The organism is Syntrophus aciditrophicus SB, assembly GCF_000013405.1.
In the GTDB taxonomy this organism is placed as follows: Bacteria; Desulfobacterota; Syntrophia; order Syntrophales; family Syntrophaceae; genus Syntrophus; species Syntrophus aciditrophicus.
Genome location: NC_007759.1, coordinates 1778124 through 1798266, shown reverse-complemented (window position 1 = coordinate 1798266; position 20143 = coordinate 1778124). Strand labels below are relative to the sequence as shown.

Sequence of the window (20143 nt, the reverse complement as noted above, 5' to 3'; positions counted from 1 at the left end):
ATGTGGTATTTCCCCGCAGGAGAGAGGCGATGTTTTATTAAGCGTGAATTGAAACGCCATCCCCTGAAGATTAAGTTTCCTGTGATGCAACCTGGGAAGGAATTTGTCATATGTCCGATCGGGCCGCCCATCTCAACTCTCTGCCGGATGACCTCCATTCGGCTGCCAATGCTCTCGCCGTAGACGCGCTCATCAGGCGGCTCCGTGCCTATTACCCGGACATGAGCGGATTCACCGCCGTTTCGATGACGGGCCGCGGCCGCGATTTTTTGCATCACCTCGTGCATACCCGGATCGGCGGTCTCCTCCCCGCCGTCCTTTCCTTCAACGACTACAGATCCCACCGCATCGCCGAAGCGACAGGCCGCACGGCCGTGCCGGAGGATGAAGCCTTCCTCCACTTTCATGCCCTTCGCTGCCGTGAAGAGGGCCGCTCTCTTCCCCCAGCCGACACCCAGCGTCTGCTCTCGTTTTTGACCACGCTCGCCGAGTTTTCCGTGACCATCGACGAATTGCGCGCGCTGGACCGGATCGGCCCAGAACAATTCGAACGGATCGACTGGTTCTTCGCGACGATGGAGGCCTTCCGCGCCCGTCTTGCCACCGGGGGGCTTTTTTATCCGCCGTTCGAAGCGACACGGTTTGCCGACCTCACACCGGGCGACGGTGAATTCTTCATCGGCCTTCCCCTCATGACCCCCGGGAACGAGCGCTTTTTCAGCCGCATCCCGAAAGATCGGCTCTTTGTGGATGCGCCCCTTTTCGGCCCCAACATGCCAATTGAGCCGCCCGATTACGAGACGGCCCTGTCGCTCGTCAGACGGATCGGTATCGCCGAACGGCGCCATGACGGCGAGTTGCCCGGGTTCACCGAACTTGCCGAACGGGCCGCCCTACCGACGCTTCTCGCCCGGGAGATCGACACCTTCTTACGGAATTACGGTAGCGATAGGGAACAGCTCTTCATCGTGCCTCTGGACGAGAAACTGTCATTCTATCTCTGGGAATTCCTCTTCCGGCCCCTCGGCGGACAAGTCAACTTTGCGCCGTGGCTTCCCTTCACCCACTTCGCGGCTGCGCAACGGCTTCGCGAGGGAATCCGCGACGGAAAGGGACTGGCAGCCATGCGGCGGGATCTCGTCTCCGAGCTTACCACCCGGTGGAACGAACTCGACGAGGCCGATCATTCCGCGTTCGAGGGAGGGATCACGCTGTGCGACGAGTTGGATCGGCTCCGGGCACTGATGCCGTTTACAGAAAACGAGTGGCTGCCTCTAGCCGAGCACTTCATCGCCGTAAAGAAGCTGCGACTGCGCGGCAGGCGTGACGCACCCATACAGGTTGTGGGGCTGGGCGACGCAACCGGCGTCCCCTATGCGCGCACCGTCATTCTGCCCATGAACAGCGACATCTTCCCGCGCAGGCCCTTCAGCGGTCCCTACCTCAACCTGATCCATCTGCCGCGCATCTACCGGACGCAGTACGAGGCGGACGATCTCGCGCTGAGGCAGTTCCTTTCCTTCGGCCGGACGGCCCACATCGCCGCCCTGTACGATCAGGCAAACGGCGATGCGCCATCAGCCCACTTCTCTTTCCTTGCCACCGAATTCGGCCAAAGAATGGTGAAGCGGCGGATGGTTCCGGCAGCGTTGCGCGGACCGGCCGGCAGCCTCGTTATCGAGAACACGGATGAACTGAAAGAGCGGCTCCGGCGGCATACATGGTCCTTCAGCTCGCTGAAGAACTTTTTCACCTGCCCCTGCCGCTTCATCCTGGAAGATATGGAGGCCGTGAAACCTCCCTCCTGCTTTGAAGACAAAGACAGCACCAATCTCCTCATCGGAGAGTTCCTCCACCGCTTCTTTGCAGAGCTGAAAGAACATCGCCCCGCCGTCCTACATTGGCAGGAACTGTTCGACACGAGATGGGAGAGCGACGAGGATCTGCGTATGAAACTCCCGGACCAGGCTGTGCGCAAAGCTATCGTCCAGAGCCATCTGGCCGATATTGCCGCCTGGGAAAAGGAAACGGGCCGGTCGATTCTCTTTTCCGATGAGGTTACGGAAGCCGAACTCGAACTGAGTGCTCCCTTCGGCGGCGGCCGCTACCGACTTAAAGGGCGCATCGACCGCCTACAGCGCGATGGAGACCAAACACTCATCACCGATCTCAAATACAAAGAGAAGAAAACCTACGCTGAAAAGGATCGCCTCGTAGATCGGCTGGAGAAGACCGACGTCTTCGACGATCGTTTCCAGCTCCTCATTTATGCCTATCTCGCCCTGCAGAACAAAAGGGCGACGCCCGGCCTGCTCGATGCAGCCCATCTCTTTTTGCGTCCGAGAATGCGCGGCGATTATGAGGGCCATCTTGCCAAGGAAGACCTGGACGCCTGTGATGCCACGATGGAGGGCATCGCCGGGCGACTTGATGCGCTGCTGGCCCTGGAACGCTTCACTCCGAACTTCCGCGCCGACGGCTGTTCCTATTGCCCCTACAAGGCTCTCTGCCTCAAACCAGACCTCTATCAGACGATAGGACGACCAGGAGGCCACCCATGGTGAAGAGCCTTTTCGTCACCGCCTCGGCCGGTTCGGGGAAGACCTTCCGCCTGACCCGTGAGGTCCGCAGCCACCTCGACCGGGAGGGAGAATTCGTTGTCGCCGCCACCTTCACCCGCGCCGCGGCGGCAGAAATGGAAAAAAGGATCCTCGATGCTATCGACGAAGGGAAGGAGAGCCCCGTCGACAAGCTGCGGTTCATCATGCGGGCCGCTAGGGTCCACTTCTCCACGATCGATGCGCTCTTTCACCAGTTTCTTTCCACTGAAGCCTATGTTCCGCAGTTGGCAGACGACCATGAGAAGGCGATCATCGCCACGCTCGCCGACACGCGTTTTTTCCAGCATCCGCGCGTTCTGGCCGACATCGAAAGCATCGTGATCGCGGCCCGAATCCTCCATCTGCAACCCGATTCCCTGATTGCGGAGCTGGATAAGGGCAGAGAGTCACTGGAGGCATGGGACTGCCCCGAGCGTCTGCTCGATGCACTCAAGGGCGAACAGTCGCGGCTTGTCGCCGAGTACGATCAGCTGCGTGCCAAGGTGCAAGTCGTCGCGGAAGCGACGCGGGGAGCCCTGCGCAGCCAGGTGGCCGCCCCCTTGCTTGAACCGCTCGCCGGGGTGGACCTCAAACGGGCGCTTTTCCTCAAAGACAACCTCGCTGATGTTCGCGTAGCTGCAGCCGATCGCGCCACGCCCGCCTACGCGGCCTTGGAGGACCTCTATCCGCGAATGCGCGTTCTGATCTCCGAACACCTCATCAACACGAAACGGTTGCGAAGCGCCCTTCTCAAGCGTTTCATCGCCCTGCGTGCCGACGTCATTGCCGAGGAGAAGGAAAAACTCGGACGGCTCTTCTTCGACGACGTCCCACGGAAGCTCATCGCCCTTGATGGACCGGACAGCCCCGACCGACCGCTTTTTGCTGCACGCCTCTATGAAATGGGCTTCCACCGAACGGCCCATCTGCTCCTCGACGAGTTTCAGGACACGTCGCAAATCCAGTTTACCCTGCTTCGGCCTTTGATCGAAGATATCCTCGGCTCCGTGGGGAGCAATGCCGAGGGAGACCGGTCGATCTTCCTCGTGGGAGACTGGAAACAGTCGATCTATCAGTGGCGGGGGGCGGCGCCCGATATGCTCCGGGCCTCGCTCACCCCAGCCCTCGCGAGCGGACAGATTGCTGCCGAGACTCTTCCTTACAACTACCGTTCGACACCGCTTCTTATCGAATTTTTCAACCATCTGGTCGCCGACCTCTTCGCCGGAACCGACAAAGTCAACATGCAGGCGCCGCCGGAAAAGCCGAAGCACCCCTACGGCGGCATCTCCGAGGTGGCGGTTATCCCGGTCGCCTGCGGAGCGGGAGACGAGCCGGTGTACGAGCGGCTCATCGAAGCAATTGTCAAAAAAAAGGCGGAGTGCGGTCGCCCCTGGGGCGATATCGCAGTGCTGTGCCGCACCAACAGGCATATGGATAGGGCCGCCGCGGCGCTGGCCAGAGCCGGAATCCCCACCTCGGGGATCCGCGGCCGCGAGATGCTGTCACTCCGGGAGGGAACGGCGCTCTATCTTTCGCTCATCGCGCTTTTCACGGCCCACGACGGCCGCTTCATTCCTCGCGCCCTCAAGTCTTTGGACTATGGCGAGGCCCAGGGCGCGACATTGATGTCCGCCGTCGCGCAGCTCGCCGAAACTGTCGGCAACGCGCCCCGGCCGCACCGGTTCGCGGCCTTCGCATCCGCCCTGCGCGACCTTGCGCCTCATTTTCCGCGCATCCTCATCGAGACGCTCTGGGATGAGGCGGAGCGATACTTCGTCCGGCCCGATGCCGTCGATGCCGCCGCCTTCCTGCGTTACCTGCTCACCATGTCGCACCTTATCACCATACCCGAGGGAGAGCATGCTGACCGGGTGAAGCTGGCCACGATCCACGGTACCAAGGGCCTTGAATTTCCCCATGTCTTTCTTTTCTGGAAAGAGGAGCACGACAGGGCGCCCGAAATTCCGCACCCCGAAGATGGCTGTCCGCTCAGCCTGAGCAAAGACGAACTGGCTTTTCTCGCTACCGACCCGATAGAAGGAGCTGCAGCCATTGCCGAGGCGGTAACTGTTGTGAAGGAAGAAAGGGCCGAAGAGACGGCCAATATCATCTACGTCGCCGCGACCCGCGCCGCCAAGAGTCTGACGATCCTCCTGCGGGCGGACCGGGAGGGCGCCTTGAAGGGCTACAGTGAGCGAATGTTTACAACGGCCCAGGAACCTATAGCGGACGCCGAGCGCACCGAATTCGGCTGGCGGCATGACTACGGCCTCGAAAAGCCGCGCCCCGCGGACCATGAGGATCTGATCGAGCCTGATCTGGGCGATCTCCCCGCCGTGCCAGCCGACAGCGACGAAATGGACGCGGCCCTGCGCTCCGCCGCCATCGAGGCGGGAATTGAGCGCGGTCTTCGCATCCACGCGATCCTCGCCCGCCTCACATGCGATCGCCAAACGATTGCCCCTGACAGCCTCGCCGCAGAAGAGCAGGCCGTGGTCGAGCGGTTCCTGCACGAAGAGAAGGTGCGAGAGATCCTCTTCCGACCCGGGAAGGTCCTCGTCGAACAGCACATCTCCGACACCCGCACCTTCGGCATCGTGGACCGGCTCATCATCGCCCCCGACCGCATCACCCTCATCGACTTCAAGACGGGTCGCGTCGGCCATTTGGCTGACAAGTATCGGCCCCAGATGCTCCGCTACCGGATGATTCTCCAGGGGCTGTTCGCAGGGCGTCCGGTCGAGTGCTATCTGCTGTTCGTGGACGAGCCGCAACGGATTGTGATAATTTAATAAGCTTTGGATAGGAAAAGCCGATGGCTTTCGAAAACGAGACTGACCATCAGGTTACCTTAGAAGGTCGTTTACTCCAACAAAAACATCATCATGCTTGCTTGTGGCAGCTTCGTCAAATTTTTGGACTTTCATTGAACCGGTCTTTCTGCTCGGGACCATCTAATAGGGTCACACGAAGAAACCTAAGATAACGCCTCTCCAGATTTCCTTCTTCGATATTTTCGTATTCCCCGCGGAATGAATCCCAGATTCCGGAGAGGGCTTCACGAAGGGCTTGCGTTGCTTTCTCGTCAACATCGAAGGACGCCCGGGAGAGGTCGCGGATAAAAGCCTCCTTGAATCCCGCCATACGGTAGGGCGGTCCCTTGTCGTTCCGGCGGACCAGACGGAAGAAGCGCCTCGCTTCTTCCCCCGCGAGGGGCTCCGCCGACATCACGCTTCCCAGGATGGCGCGCACCCACCGGTTGAAGATAAGCGGATGAAACGTCTCCGCCCAGGCTGGCAATCGCGAGCTTTCTCCGTGCCTTACGGCGAGGTCCATCAACAAGCGGTCGATCGCCTTGACTTGCTCGACCCGGCAACGGGTTTCTTCCAGTTCCGCGACCATTCTGAAATCCCGGTGCGGATTCTGCGCCTCCCTGCCTGCGAAATAAAGGGGACGGGGGGCGCAAAGCCCCTCCAAGGTCTCCTCCCAGGGTGTTCCCCAAAAGGCATTCGTCTTCCCCTGCTGGAGAAAGAGGCTCTTCTTTAGCCACCGATCCGCCTCCCAGCGAAGCTTCAGGGCCAGGCCGTACCCCACCCGGAATATCGCCAGCAAGGGGTTGTCCTTGAGCAGGGTTGCCGCCGCCTCGCCGTCCTTGTCGCAGAGCCGTTCCAGGGCGACATTCAGATAGGAAGCCGCTCGCCGACAGGATGCGGACAGCCGTTCGGAATCGATCTCCCCGGCAGGGGTGTCGGCGGCAACGATTCGGTTGCACAGGCCGGCGAATTCCAGGCGGATGCGGTCCTGGAGAAGGGGATCGCCGATACGCGAAAGTGCCTCGGCAAACAGGAGGTCCTCTCCGACATGCATGAGCGGAGAGACAGGGATAAGCGCGCCTTCCTCGGTGGAGCAGAGCCGTCCAGGAAGAAGGAGCGGCGGCTTCTCGGCGCGAAGTACCGCCGGGTCAAGGGGAGCGTATACGGCAACTGCCTCCTCGTAGGGAAGAAATCCGTGTTCGGCGAGACGGCCGTTCCTAAAACGGTAGAGTTCCTCCTCGACCTCGGTAGGAATGAGGGCAGCGAGGCCGTAAAGAAGAGCCTGGTAGGCATGATGATCCTTACTGGCCAGGGTCCGCAGAAGCCCTTCGATGGCCTCGCGATCCTCTTCCCTGATTGGCCGGATATAGAACAGACCATCCAGCGTGAAATATCCCGCTGAAAGATCGGCTTCCTCTTCGCCGTCCCTGATGATGACTTCCGCTTTCCCGTTGATGAGCAAGGAAAACAGGGCATCACCTTGGCTGAATAGCCAGACGGCGAATCGCGCCGGATCGGCGTCGCTCAGCTGCGAAAGCCACGACAGCACCCTGTCCGCATCAAGCCGGTCCTTCTCCCAGGTCTCCAGATCAAGAAGGTATTCCCACTGATCCTCCGAGGCGAGCCTCAGGAGGGGAAGGCAGTCCGCCTCGCCGATCCTCTTGACGATCCAGAAGAAGTCCTCTTCCGGAAGGCAGCGGATAAAGACCTTGGGACTCTCCTCGTCCAGGATGCGGTTGAGCAGGGCGCTGCCGGAAAGTTTCAGGAGTTCCTTAGCTGCCAGTGCAGATGGAACGGCCGTGGATTTCGGTATGGTTTGATATGAACTTCTCATTGCGCGAACAAAGGGAGGGACCGCCCCCGCCCCGGTTTCCCGGAAGCGGGAGGGCGGCTTCAGGAGGGGTTAGTCATAATCCCCCATGTCCGACGGCATGGCAGGCATGGGCGGTTCTTTCTTCTTCGGCTTTTCCGCGATCATCGCCTCGGTGGTCAATAGGAGCGAAGCAACCGACGCGGCGTTCTGGAGGGCAAAGCGGGCGACCTTCGTGGGATCGATGATCCCGGCCTTCAGCATGTCAACGTACTGCTCAGTTTCGGCGTCGAAACCATGAGTCCCGTTTGACTCCTTCACCTTTTCCACTACAATGGAGCCTTCGCAGCCTGCGTTGGCGGCGATCTGACGTAACGGCTCTTCCAAGGCGCGCCGGACGATGTTCAATCCCTGTTGCTCCTCATCGGGCAATTTTGCATCCGCCAATGCACCGATGGAGCGGATGAATGCCACGCCGCCGCCCGGAACAATGCCCTCTTCAACAGCGGCTCGCGTGGCATGCAAGGCATCCTCGACCCGCGCTTTCTTCTCTTTCATCTCGATCTCCGTGGCGGCGCCAACTCTGATAACCGCCACGCCCCCGACGATCTTGGCCAGCCGCTCCTGGAGCTTCTCCCGGTCATAGTCCGATTTTGTCTCCTCGATCTCCGCCCGGATCTGCTTCACGCGCCCTTCGATGTCAGCGCGGTTGCCGGCGCCGTCCACGATGGTGGTATTGTCCTTGTCAACAGTGACCTTCTTGCAAGTGCCCAGATCCTGAAGCGTGACGTTCTCTAACTTTATTCCCACGTCCTCGGAAATAAGATTTCCTCCCGTCAGAACGGCGATATCCTGGAGCATGGCCTTGCGGCGGTCTCCGAAGCCAGGTGCCTTGACTGCCACGCATTTGAGGGTCCCGCGCATCTTGTTGACGACCAGGGTGGCCAAAGCCTCTCCCTCGATATCTTCCGCGACGAGCAGGAGCGGCTTGCCCGTCTTGGCGATCTGCTCCAGAAGAGGAACCATGTCTTTCATGGCGCTGATCTTCTTTTCATGGAGCAGGATATAGGGATCATCCAGGCGGACCTCCATTTTCTCCGCATCGGTGACAAAGTAGGGCGAGACATAGCCCCGATCGAACTGCATCCCTTCAACGATCTCCAATTCGGTTTCCATTCCCTTGGCTTCTTCAACGGTGATCACCCCATCCTTGCCGACTTTCTCCATTGCTTCGGAGATGATGTTTCCAATAGTCGCATCGTTGTTTGCCGAAATGGTGCCAATCTGGGCAATCTCCTTCTTGTCGCTGATGGTCTTACTGCGCTTCTTCAGTTCATCCACAACGAGAGCCACCCCCTTGTCGATCCCTCGCTTCAGCGACATGGGGTTCATACCGGAGACGACAAGCTTGGATCCTTCACGATAAATCGCCTGGGCGAGCACGGTAGCCGTCGTGGTGCCGTCGCCCGCCTTATCCGAAGTCTTGGAGGCAACTTCTTTGACCATCTGCGCCCCCATGTTTTCGAATTTGTCTTCCAACTCAATCTCTTTGGCCACGGTAACGCCGTCCTTTGTGACCTGAGGGGCGCCCCAGGATTTGGCGATAGCCACATTCCGTCCTTTGGGTCCCAGGGTGACTTTTACCGCATTGGCCAACGTATCAACGCCCTTCATTATTTTTTCGCGGGCTTGCATATCATATTTTATTTCCTTTGCAGGCATGGTTCCTACCTCCTTGTATTATGATTCAATAATGCCGAGGATATCGTCCTCTTTCATGATCATATGCTCCTGACCGTCAAGCTTGAACTCCGTGCCGGCCCATTTGGAAAACAAAACCCGGTCGCCTGCTTTCACGTCCAAGGGGATGATATTCCCGTCATTGTCCCGTTTGCCAGGACCGACGGCGATAATTTTCCCCTCCTGGGGTTTCTCCTTGGCCGTATCCGGGATGATGATCCCGCCGGCAGTCTTCTCTTCTGCATCGACGCGTGACACCACGATCCGATCATGTAACGGTTTAAACTTCATTTTCAAAACCTCCTTCTAGAATAATGATGAACGAGCGGGGATGCCCCCGCAATCGTGATTTTGTTGATCCGGTGAATTCCGGGTCGGAGAGGATCAGGCTCGGTCAAAAAGGGTTTCCCCCCGCCCAATGGCCGGGGGGAACTCACTAATTCAAATGACGCCGTCAGCACGGCTATTCCGCTTTGATAGCGATCTTCTTCCCCTTGGCCTCTTCCAACCGGCGAAGGGTAACGGTCAAGACGCCGTTCTTGAAGCGAGCATCAACTTTCTCCTTGTCGAGTCCTTCGGGAAGCGGGATGAACCTATGGAAGGCACCGTAGCTCGTCTCCCGATACCAATTGTCCTTCCCCTTCTCTTCCTTCTCGGCCTTCTTCTCCCCCTTGATCGTGAGGCCATTGTCGGCAAGATTCACCTCAATGTCCTTCTCCTCCATGCCCGGCAGCTCGGCCTTCACGGTGACCTCTTTTTCGTCCTCCCGAACGTCGACCGGGGGCGAAAAGCCCCAACTCCATCCGCCATCAAAGGGCGACAAGTCAAAGCCTCGGGAAAAGTCGTCGAACATCCGGTTCATTTCCCGATGCAGGGCCAAGAAGGGGCTTTCCTCTGCGCGTCGCAGGGGCGTTTCGCTTCTCCGCCATACGGTGGGCAACAGGTTTCTAATCATATGCTTTTCCTCCTTTCCCTTTCGGAATATTTGTTTGCAACACTATGATAGTGTTAAGTTTAATGCCTTTTTTGAGCGTAAAATAATCACAGATTCGGCCTTGTCAAGACCCCCTTTTTTCGTTTTCCAACCTCTCAAATTCCTTTAGCAGTTCCTCTTGTCGCCTCGTCAGGTTCGTCGGCACAGTCACCACGGTTTCGATCACCTGATCGCCGTAACCGTCTCCCTGCAGGCTCGCAATTCCCTTGCCTCGGAGGCGAAAGCGGCTTCCCGACTGTGTTCCCGGAGGGATCTTCAAAGACTCCCTACCTCGCAGGGTAGGCACCTCCACAGCGCCTCCCAAGGCGGCCTGAACGAAGGTGATGAGAACGCAGCAGTGGATGTCGTTCCCGTTTCTTTCAAACAGATCGTGCGGCTCCACTGTGATGAAGACGTAGAGATCGCCGCTGGGGCCACCGGATACTCCTTCCTCTCCTTCCCCCCTTACTCTGAGTTTGGAACCCGTTTCCACGCCCGCCGGTATCTTGAGCTGGACGGTCTTGCTCGATCGGACTTTTCCCCGACCGGAACATTTCCGACAGAGACTCGCGATTACGCTGCCCATACCGTGACACTGGGGACAGGTCGAACGGATGCTGAAGAAGCCCTTGGACTGGGTCACCTGACCGCGCCCCCCGCAAAGATCGCAGAGCTGCGGCGAAGTTCCCGGTGCGCAACGGGAACCGCCGCAGGTAGGGCAGCGAATGGACTTTTCAATTCTGATTTCGGTCGTTGTGCCAAGCGCGGCATCCAGGAAGGGAACGCGCAGGTCATACCGCAGGTCCGCCCCCGCCCTGACGCTTGATCGGGCGCGGGTTCGCCCCGCACGGCCGCCGAAGAAGTCCCCGAAGATGTCTCCGAAACTGGCAAAGATGTCTTCGAAATCCGTGAACCCCCGGTAGCCGGCCCCGTTTAACCCCGAATGGCCGTACCGGTCGTAGATGCCCCTTTTCTCAGGATCGCTTAGGACCTCGTAGGCCTCGGCTGCCTCCTTGAATCGCTCCTCAGCCTCCTTGTCGCCCGGATTCCGATCAGGGTGGTGCTGCATGGCGAGCTGTCGATAGCTCTTTTTTATTTCCTCAGTCGAGGCGCTTTTCTCTACGCCCAGGATCTTATAATAGTCACGCCTTGTGATCATCAGACTTTTGAACGTTTCCTCCCGCGACGATTTTATTGATCTTATCCAGCATGTTTCCATCCCCGCCCTTTTCGAAGGCATACCGGGCAAAAAGGTATTTTTTCAAGGCAAAGGCCCGTCTGCCGATCCGATTCCACTCCTCTGTGGAAGCCGCAGCCCCAAGCGCTTTGGCGGCCTGCTCGTAAAGCATCGCGTCTCCTAAGGAAATTGATTCCGCCATGATCTCCCTTAACCCTGGACCATGTTTCGCCTTCTGGTAAAATTCAAGGGCGTCGAAAAAACGATTTGCCTTTCTGTATCTGTCACCATAAGAGATAAGTTCGTCATGTGAGATGTTTCCCTTATAAAGGAGCTTTTGTTTTTCCTGGTAATCGGGTAATACGTTTTTCGTTGAGCCTTTTACAAGGCGATCCAGAAAAGTTTTCCACCACACTTTTTTGCTCCGAAGACTAAATATAAAGATCGCTTAAAACCTCGAATAAGCAACAATGTCCTTTTCAAATTTTTCCCTCGTCTTATCAGTCAGGGATGGACGGATCGTGGGTATTATTTGGAGCAAGGTTTCCGTTGTGACTCGGTAATCCTGCTTGGTAGCCAGTTCTTGTTCGAAGGCAAACTGTGCGATCTTCTGGAAAAGATATTCGATATCCGCCGGGGTAAATCCGGTCGTCATTTCCGCTACTTGATTGAGGTCTATTTCGCCGACGTTCAGCTTGGAAAGATAGTTTTGCAGGATGGTCTTGGATCCTTCCCTGTCCAATCCGCCGACTGGAATAATGCAGTCGAACCTGCCCGGACGAAGCATCGCCTCATCCAGTTGCTGGATGTAGTTAGTGGCGCACACGAGAAGAATCTTGTTCCCCTGGTTTTTAAGCAAGGGCAACTGTTTAAGAAACTCGTTGGTAATGGACTTGTCAATCCGGTCCCCATTGTCACGACTGGCGGCGATTTCTTCAAACTCATCAATGAAGAGAACCAATTCATCCAGTATCCTTACTTTCTCCATTATCGACCTCAGATTAGCGCCGATCTTTTCCATTCCATCCACCATCAACATGCTGGGTGCAATCTCTACGTACCACCAGGAAAGGATGCCGGCGATCGCCCTTGCAAAGTGAGTTTTCCCGGTACCGGGAGGGCCGAAGAAGAGGATGGTTTTGGGGGGAACGACTCCATGCTTCCTGGAAAGGCCCTCCCGGGTTAATGGCAGAATGATCCTGCGCTTGACCAGTTGTTTCGGGGGTTGAGTATCGGCTATGGTATTCCATATGCTTCTTCCGATCACCTGAGCCCCCATCTCGTTTAATATGTTCCTGTTCTTATAAGCCTTGTATTCGCCGGTCGCCTGCTGGATATTCTCCAGGAAATCAATGCAGGCGGCGCGCATACCGATATCCCGCCCCACTTTTTCCGATAAGAACCACTTGTGGTTTAGTATTTGTTGCCAGAGTCCGGACGCGACATCCGGTTCAAGTTTGGTACCGCTCAATTCGAAGATCCGAGCTACGCACTCTTCCGGCGAAGGGGTGTCATGCAAGTTTTCATTCATCACGCCAACCTCTATATAATAAGAAGGCACATCCTCCATAGGATCTCCAGGAGAGTTACAAGATCGAAGTTACTTGGAGTCCTTCCGCCTGTATCTTTCCAGCCAATCCAGCAATTCAGAGAGGCGCGCCGTAGCCAGGGCGATGCATTTGTCTGCCCCGCCGTAGTACAACCGAATGACTTCGTTCTCGACTATCCAGCCGCAGGGGAAAACCACCTTGTCCACGTCGCCCTCCAATTCATAATTCTTTTCCGGTGCAAATACCCATTCATCCGATCGCGCCAATACTCGAAGAGGATTTTCCAAATCGAGAAGCGCCAATCCCAGCCGGTAAATGCATCCACTGGGCGTCATGCGGACACCGTGATAGAGAATTAACCAGCCTTCCTCAGTCAGCAAGGGTGGCGGGGACAATCCGATCTTGTTCGCATCCCACCATCCGCCCCTGCGAGCCGGGATGAGAATTTGATGATCCCCCCAGTGCTTCATGTCGGGGCTGAATGAAATCCAGATGTGCGCACCGATTCCCGCAAAGGCCGACACGGGCCTGTGCAGCATCGCCCAACGGCCGCCAAACCGGATGGGAAACAGGGCTGCATCCTTGTCTTCCGGCGGCATGACGACTCCTTTTCGCGTGAAGGACACGAAGTCCTTCGTAGTGGCCAGCGATACCAGCGGACCGCCTTCCGAGTAGGAGGTATAAACGACCGCCCAGAGATCAAGTTCTTCAATACGGGTGATCCTGGGATCCTCGATCCCCCATACCTCTTCAGGGTGGCCATCGGGATCAGGTGACAGGGTCGGTTCGGATTCAACCCTCCAATCCGTTACGCCGTTGCGGCTGCGTGCGGCTGTCAGATGCGATATGCCCCGGCGATCCTCCACGCGCATCAAAAGCAGGGTGTCCTCCCCGATCCGGGTCGCGGCGGCATTAAAAACCGAATTCGCCTGGTAAGGGATATCTCTTGACTGGATGATTGGGTTTTTCTCAAACCGGGTGAACAATTCCCTGGATCGCTCGAACTTCATGTGCCTGCGGTGATCCTCCCTGAAGAAATGTCGGTGCCTTCGTCTATCACGGTCCGGTTTTTGATTTCTCTGGAAAGAGCCAGCGGGGAGGGGACTACAGGCTCTTGATGGATATCCTTCCTGCCTTCACTTGATCCCTCCAGGGAGACTTGGGCATTGATTTGGTGCAGATTGATTAGAGACAGAAAACAGGATAGGGTCGATTCCGCGCCCTGGTTCAGGTTCGGACCGTTGGCCTGCAGGCCGTCGCAGCAGCCACCCGTCACTTGGTCGTATAGATGAACGCCAAGATCGTTTCGCCCGAGGAACCACTCCAGACAACGCCGGGCATGCATGAGCCATTTCGCGTCGCGGGTCTGGTCATAAGCGGCACGGCACGCTTTTATCATGCTTAATGCTTCGATCGGCTGCTGGTCGAAACGAGCCATCACGCCTCCGCGCGGAAACCAGCCCTTGTTCCCTACGGGCGCGAAATGTCCGCCGGAGCCGGTTTGAATTCTCATCAGCCACGCGAGTGAAATCAGGCCGGCTTCCAAAATATCCTCCCTCTGCATCCAGTTTCCTGACGTGATCAACGCCCGGCATATGCTGCCGTTGTCATAAGTAAGGTTCTCCTCGATCCATGGCCAGTCATCCGAGGCGCATTTCCGCCAGCACTCGTAGAGTTGAACTGCCAGCTTCTCCTGAATGCGCCTCGCCTCGCTGTCACCGCTGAATTTCTGCAAATAGGCGTGTATTCCCCCAAGCGCGAATGCCCATGAACGGGGCGCATCGAATTCCAGTACCGCCGGCAGGGCTTTTTCGAATAGTTCCAGGGCCGCTCCGCGGATATCATTTGACTCGACCAGCTCTATGACCTCTCCTAAACTCCAGAGCGCTCGGCCGTGACTGTCCTGGGAGCCGGTTTCATCCTTCCACCTGCGTTCGTAGTCCATGAAGTTTCGGAAGCGGCTCGTGTGCTCGTCAAACGCATGATGCAAAAAGCTCAGGTAAGTGCAGGCCAGTTCCATCACGCGTGCGCTGTCGGGAACCATTTCCCGGGCCATGAGAACCGCCATCAGCGCCCTCGCGTTATCATCGGTGCAATAGCCGTGGCGGCGATCGGGAATGATGAACTTGGCATGCTGCATGATCCCGACGTCATCGGTCAGCCGGGCAATATGGTCCAATTTGGGCTGGGGCACATCCCGGGGGGAGGAATTCAACGTCCTGGTCCGGAATATTGTTTTGGGCTTCTTTTCTCTTTCTTCCTTCACCTCCTTGAAAACTTCCAAGTACCTCCGCGCCACCTCTTTCCAGGTCATATCCCGGCAGAAAGTGTAAGCGCGCTTGCGCATGGTATGCCGTTCCACCTCCCTAGCGAGAAGACTGTTGATCTCCCTGGCCATGGCCTCAGTGTCGCGGAAAGGAACGATCCGGCCGCGCCCGTCGGCCAGCATTTCCTCGGCGTACCAGTAAGGGGTGGAGATCGTCGCCTTCCCGCTTCCCAGGGCATAGGCGAGCGTGCCCGAGACGATCTGTTCCCGGTTGAGGTAGGGTGTGACATAAATATCCGCCGCTCCGATGAATTCACATAGCTCTTCCAGATCAACAAACCGGTTGTGAAAAATGATATGCCCGCCGACTCCCAGTTCCCTGGCGCGGCTCTGCAAAGAAAGGCGGTAAGACTCACCCTGATCCTTCCTGATATGCGGGTGCGTGGCTCCGAGGACAATGTAGACCGCTTCCGGATTTTCCCTGACCACTTGTGGTAGGGCTTCTATGACGGTCTCAATACCTTTGCCGGGGGAAAGCAGCCCGAAGGTCAGGATCACTTTGCGGCCCTCGACCCCGAACTGATCCTTATAGAAGTTGGGGTCCACAAAGGGTACATCGGGAATGCCGTGGGGGATTACGACGATTTTTTCCGAAGGAACGCCGTACACTTCATGCAGGATTGCGACGGCCTTCCGGCTCATTACGACCAGCCGGTCAGATAATTGGGCGATGCGTCTGGTGACGACCATCTGCCCAGCAGACGGGCTCTGGATGACCGTGTGCAGGGTGGTCACCAGGGGCATCCGCAGACCGCTTAGCAACTCCAAAATGTGTGCACCGTTATCTCCGCCGAAAATCCCGAATTCGTGCTGAAGGCAGGCTGTCTCCACCCGGTTCATGTTCATGAAGTCCGCCGCGAGCCGGTAATCCGCCGACAGGTGCTGATTGACTTCGAAACGAACCTGAGCCGGATAGGGGTAACCCTCGGGAACGTCGTTCATCGCGACCGCCCAGTATCCCGCCGTCGAATCTTCCGTGGCCAATGCCGTAAGAAGATCGGACGTGAAAGTGGCTATACCGCATTGGCGCGGAATATAGTTACCAACCAGGGCGATTTTCTTTATTCTTGAATCATGGACCTTCTGTTGAGGCATGGCTGTTCTCCTCTTTATGTCTCAAAATAGATCCTTGCGCTGTGGCCCAGACCTTGCAACCTTCCGTGTTCATGGGTGACGCTTTATGCTGTCCGATTATGTCCCCCATGTCATCAACAACTGTACCTGGACTGGCAGAATCTTCGCAGTCAACGATCTCAATGGAATCTCCATCCCGGAGGGTTTGATCTAAGCTGGCTAATTTTCCATTCACCTTTACGACACTGCTCCGTGAAGCAAAGAAATTGGCGGCATCCAGATATTCGAGAACGGTGGCTTTGTCGGGCAAGCGGGTGATTCTGCCGCCCTTGCCGAAAACCACCATGTGATCCTCGCAAACCTGACGGCGTAAAAGTTCAATAAACGCATCGGTGCTCTTTGCCTGGTCATGCCGGCGCACGAGCCCCTTCAACCATTGGTTTTTGAGGGAGTCTTTTCCCATAGCGACAGCACTTTTATAGAGCCAATGCGCAGCCGAGCCGTGCTCAGCTTCCATGTGCATAAGTTCGGTCCGCACCTGGAACTCAATCGGTTTATGGGTGACCTCTCGCATTGGGTAGACACAGGTGTGCAGAGACTGGTAGCCATTATCCTTGGGAAGTCCGATGTAATCGTCAAAGGTTCCGGGAATCGGTTTGAAATGGGTATGCAGCAGTCCGAGTACAGCATAGCATTCGGGCACGGACGAGACGATGATTCGCAGTCCGATGCGATCCATGATGTCCTCCAGCGCCGTTCCCTTTAGGGTCATCTTCAGGTGGATGCTATAAAGGCTCTTTGCGCGACCGTGAACTTCCGCATGAATGCGGTTCTTGTCCAACAGACGTTTGACGCCTTCAATCAGTATCTCCAGACACTTCTCATCTTCGGACTGAATCGGAGTCACGTCCTGCTTCAGTTTTTCATACTGAAAGGGATGCAAAATGCGAAAGCAAACATCTTCAAGACGGCGGCGCATCTCGCCAAGGCTTAACCGATCCGCGATTGGCACATAGAAATGAAGCGTTTCCTGCGCCATATGGCATGGATTCTTTCCTTGGGATTCAAGCGTCGTTTCCAATTCTATTAGACGGAAAACGATAAGAAGAATGGCCGCGCGGGGCGTCTCGGACATGGACACTAGGAGAGCATTAATATCCTTGCGCCGATGGATTTCGGTATCGATACGGAGGCTGAAGGGTTGTTTGAGATATGCGAGTGTATCGGCTACATCTTGACTGACGTGTTCCCGAATTTCCTCTGGTTTAACGCGGCCTTGCCAAAAATGGGGGGCTACCAGGGCACACGCAACAGTTTCGCCATCCGCCCCCTGCTCAATGAGCAATTCAGCGGCCTTGAAAGATGATGAATCGCAGTCGGATTCTCGCTGTCTTGAAAAGGCGTATGCCTTTTTTAAGAGGTTGGCATCTTTTGCCGTGTAGGTATTTTCGATTTTTTCAATAAATAGGCTGCCACAAGCCAATACCTGAGTATCTCGTCCCATTGCTCGAAATTCTAAGGATCAACAATATGTGTCGAGTATCATGATAATTCACCCCCCTGGAGGGGTTCAGTATCAACTCATATCACCCCCCAGTATCATTTAATTCACCCCCTGCATCCGGGTAGAGACAAACAATAAACCGATATATCCTGCCGTCGATTTATCACGTTCAGACAAGGAGGATGGTATCGGTGTCCAGGAGGCAGGTAACGATGAACGAGATTGTCGAGATGATTTTTCAGTGGCATCAGGGAGCCGGCTTCAAACAGATCGAGCGCTCCCTGGGATTTGACCGCAACACCGTGCGCAAGTATATCCGGCTCGCTCAAGTTGCCGGCGTGGCACGGGGAACCCCCTTCCCCCCCGAGGAGGAGCTTGCGCAGAAGCTCCAAGCGGCCGGGGAGGCTTCTTTTTTGAGGACAACGCCGGCGCGGGCGCTGATCGCGCCTCATAGAGACTGGATTGCCGAGCTTCTGCACAAAGGCAAGAAGATTGACGCCAAGCAGATCTGGCGTCTTTTTGAAGAGAAGACTGAGCGGCGGATCGGCTACTGCACGATGCTGCGGTACCTGCGCAGCGAGTTCCACTGGTGCGCTCCTGTCGTCACGGTGAGGATCGAAGTGGAGCCGGGCAGCCAGGCCCAGGTGGATTTTGGCTCTGCGGGGATGATGAGAGAAGCGCCGGGCGGACGGCTGCGCAAGGCCTGGGCGTTTATCATGGTGCTCTCCTACAGCCGCCACCGGTATGTCCGTTTTGTCTTCCACATGGACGTGAGGACCTGGATTGACTGCCACGAGAGGGCCTTCGCCTTTTTTAACGGCTGCCCCGCCACCGTGGTCCTTGATAATCTCAAATCGGGAGTGATCAAGCCGGATATCTACGACCCCACCCTGAACCGGGCCTATGCCGAGATGGAGAGGCATTACGGGTTTGTCGCCGACCCTGCCAAGGTAAGAGAGGCCAAACACAAGGGAAAAGTGGAGAGGCTGGTGCCGGTCGTCCGTGGGCAGCTCCTGGCGGGCAGGGATTTTCGGGATATCGAAGAGGCCAACGAAAAGGCTCTCCTGTGGTGCAAGGAGCAGATCGGCATGCAGATTCACGGCACCACCAAGCGGCGCCCCTTCGAGGTCTTCCAGAACGAGGAGGCCTCTTGTTTGAAAGCGCTTCCCGCCGAAGCGTTCGACATCCCCCTGTGGAAGGCCTGTACGGTGCATCCCGATCACCATGTCGTTTTCGACCGCTCTTATTACTCCCTGCCGACCCGCTTCATCGGCAGGCAGGTCTGGGTGCGGGGCGGCTGCCGCCAGGTTCATGTTTTTCTCGATGGACAGCTGATCAAGACCCATAACCGCTCTTTTGTCCCGGGGACCTTCGTGACCGATCAGTCGGATTATCCGCCGGATAAGCTCGCCTATCTCATGGCGGCCCCGACTTATTGCCGAGGCCAGGCGGCCCAGATCGGTCCCCAGACGGAGGCCCTGGTCCGCAGCATCCTGGGCGACCACGCCATGCGCAACCTTCGCAAGGCGCAAGCGGTTCTGAGGCTGGCCAAAAAGTACGGCAGCGCGGCCATGGAGTCGGCGGCTGAGAGATCGCTCTTTTTCGGCAACTTCCGTTACCGCAGCATCAAGGCCATCCTGGAAAACGGTTGGAAGCCCCCACAGGAGCCCGTGGAGCAGGTCCGCCTCGAGCTGTCCGAGTTGGGAAAAAGCTTTTTGCGTCCCGCCGATTACTTCACCTCCAAGACGGAGGTGCTCCCATGAACCTAGACCACCAGCTCAAAGAACAGCTGCGAACGTTGCGTCTGAGCGGCTTTCTCGAGAGCCTCGACCTGAGGCTCCAGCAGGCTCAAAAGGACTCCCTGGGCTACCTCGAGTTCCTTCAAGTACTCCTGCAGGACGAGGTGGAACGCCGGGAGGCCAAAAAGCTCAACCTGCGCATCTGCCGGGCCTGTTTCGAAGAAGAGAAGACCCTCGAAGGGTTCGATTTCTCCTTCAACCCCAAGATAAGCGCCAAAGTGGTCCGGGACCTGTGCCGATGCACCTTTATCGAAAAGCACGAGCACGTTCTTCTGTGCGGCCCCTCCGGCGTCGGAAAAACTCATATCGCTCAGGCCATCGGCCACCACGCCTGCCGCCTCGGTCATGATGTCCTCTTTACAAAAGCAGTGAAGCTCTTCCGCGTCCTGCTGGCGGGGCGGGCCGATCAATCCTGGGAGAAGCGGATGAAAAGATATCTCGCTCCCGACCTGCTCATCATAGATGATTTTGGGCTGTCCGCTCTGAACCCACTGCAGGCGGAAGACTTCTACGAGATCATTGCGGAGCGCTATCTCAGGTCTTCCATCATCATCACAAGCAACAGGCCGCCTCAGGATTGGCTACCCCTTTTCCCCGATCCTGTCATGGCCAATTCCGCCCTCGACAGGCTGGCCCACAACGCTCACCACTTGATCACGGAAGGAGACTCGTACAGGCGGATTCTCAAACCCAAAATATCACCCTCTACCTCCAGGGGGGTGAATTAATGTGATACCGGGGGGGTGAAATAACGTGATACTTGACATATGTCAA

General features: G+C 56.9%; 14 protein-coding genes. 4 read left to right on the top strand and 10 right to left on the bottom strand.

The window, feature by feature from the left end:
* Positions 1-110 precede the first annotated feature (110 nt).
* Complete coding sequence (locus SYN_RS08230) at positions 111-2564, top strand: PD-(D/E)XK nuclease family protein (RefSeq protein ID WP_011417625.1); 2454 nt, start codon at positions 111-113, stop codon at positions 2562-2564.
* Entirely contained in the window at positions 2558-5395 is a 2838-nt protein-coding gene (locus SYN_RS08225; protein WP_041584897.1) for a UvrD-helicase domain-containing protein, read from the top strand. Before SYN_RS08230 ends, SYN_RS08225 begins: the two co-directional genes overlap by 7 nt.
* Positions 5396-5510: 115 nt before the next feature.
* Here SYN_RS08225 and SYN_RS08220 read toward each other — a convergent pair whose 3' ends face one another.
* From SYN_RS08220 to SYN_RS08175, 10 genes are all read right to left on the bottom strand, one after another.
* The gene (locus SYN_RS08220) at positions 5511-7250 is read right to left on the bottom strand and encodes a DUF6178 family protein (protein ID WP_011417623.1); all 1740 of its coding nucleotides are present in this window, start codon (positions 7248-7250) and stop codon (positions 5511-5513) included.
* A 69-nt stretch (positions 7251-7319) separates the two neighbouring features.
* Positions 7320-8948, bottom strand: coding sequence for a chaperonin GroEL (groL, locus tag SYN_RS08215; RefSeq protein WP_011417622.1), 1629 nt, complete (start codon positions 8946-8948; stop codon positions 7320-7322).
* An 18-nt stretch (positions 8949-8966) separates the two neighbouring features.
* Positions 8967-9257: a co-chaperone GroES gene (groES, locus tag SYN_RS08210; RefSeq protein WP_041584896.1), complete on the bottom strand. Its 291-nt coding sequence runs from the start codon at positions 9255-9257 to the stop codon at positions 8967-8969.
* A 172-nt stretch (positions 9258-9429) separates the two neighbouring features.
* Complete coding sequence (locus SYN_RS08205; RefSeq protein WP_011417620.1) at positions 9430-9921, bottom strand: Hsp20/alpha crystallin family protein; 492 nt, start codon at positions 9919-9921, stop codon at positions 9430-9432.
* Between the two features lie 103 nt (positions 9922-10024).
* The gene (gene dnaJ / locus SYN_RS08200) at positions 10025-11098 is read right to left on the bottom strand and encodes a molecular chaperone DnaJ (protein WP_049749948.1); all 1074 of its coding nucleotides are present in this window, start codon (positions 11096-11098) and stop codon (positions 10025-10027) included.
* A complete protein-coding gene (locus SYN_RS16075) occupies positions 11082-11531 on the bottom strand; it encodes a hypothetical protein (protein ID WP_011417618.1) in 450 nt (149 codons plus the stop codon). The genes dnaJ and SYN_RS16075 overlap by 17 nt, the downstream gene beginning before the upstream one ends.
* A gap of 33 nt (positions 11532-11564) precedes the next feature.
* Positions 11565-12647, bottom strand: coding sequence for a DUF4032 domain-containing protein (locus SYN_RS08190; protein ID WP_041585542.1), 1083 nt, complete (start codon positions 12645-12647; stop codon positions 11565-11567).
* Between the two features lie 69 nt (positions 12648-12716).
* Positions 12717-13676 carry a glycosidase gene (locus SYN_RS08185; protein WP_011417616.1) on the bottom strand — a complete coding sequence of 320 codons (960 nt, stop codon included), beginning with the start codon at positions 13674-13676 and terminating at the stop codon, positions 12717-12719.
* The gene (locus SYN_RS08180; protein ID WP_011417615.1) at positions 13673-16087 is read right to left on the bottom strand and encodes a glycosyltransferase family 4 protein; all 2415 of its coding nucleotides are present in this window, start codon (positions 16085-16087) and stop codon (positions 13673-13675) included. Before SYN_RS08180 ends, SYN_RS08185 begins: the two co-directional genes overlap by 4 nt.
* Positions 16065-17570, bottom strand: a complete 1506-nt coding sequence (locus tag SYN_RS08175) for an HD domain-containing protein (RefSeq protein WP_011417614.1) — start codon at positions 17568-17570, stop codon at positions 16065-16067. The genes SYN_RS08180 and SYN_RS08175 overlap by 23 nt, the downstream gene beginning before the upstream one ends.
* Positions 17571-17782: 212 nt before the next feature.
* Between SYN_RS08175 and istA the strand changes: the two genes are divergently transcribed.
* Entirely contained in the window at positions 17783-19333 is a 1551-nt protein-coding gene (istA, locus tag SYN_RS08165; protein ID WP_041584893.1) for an IS21 family transposase, read from the top strand.
* Entirely contained in the window at positions 19330-20097 is a 768-nt protein-coding gene (gene istB / locus SYN_RS08160) for an IS21-like element helper ATPase IstB (protein WP_011417612.1), read from the top strand. Before istA ends, istB begins: the two co-directional genes overlap by 4 nt.
* Positions 20098-20143: the final 46 nt, after the last annotated feature.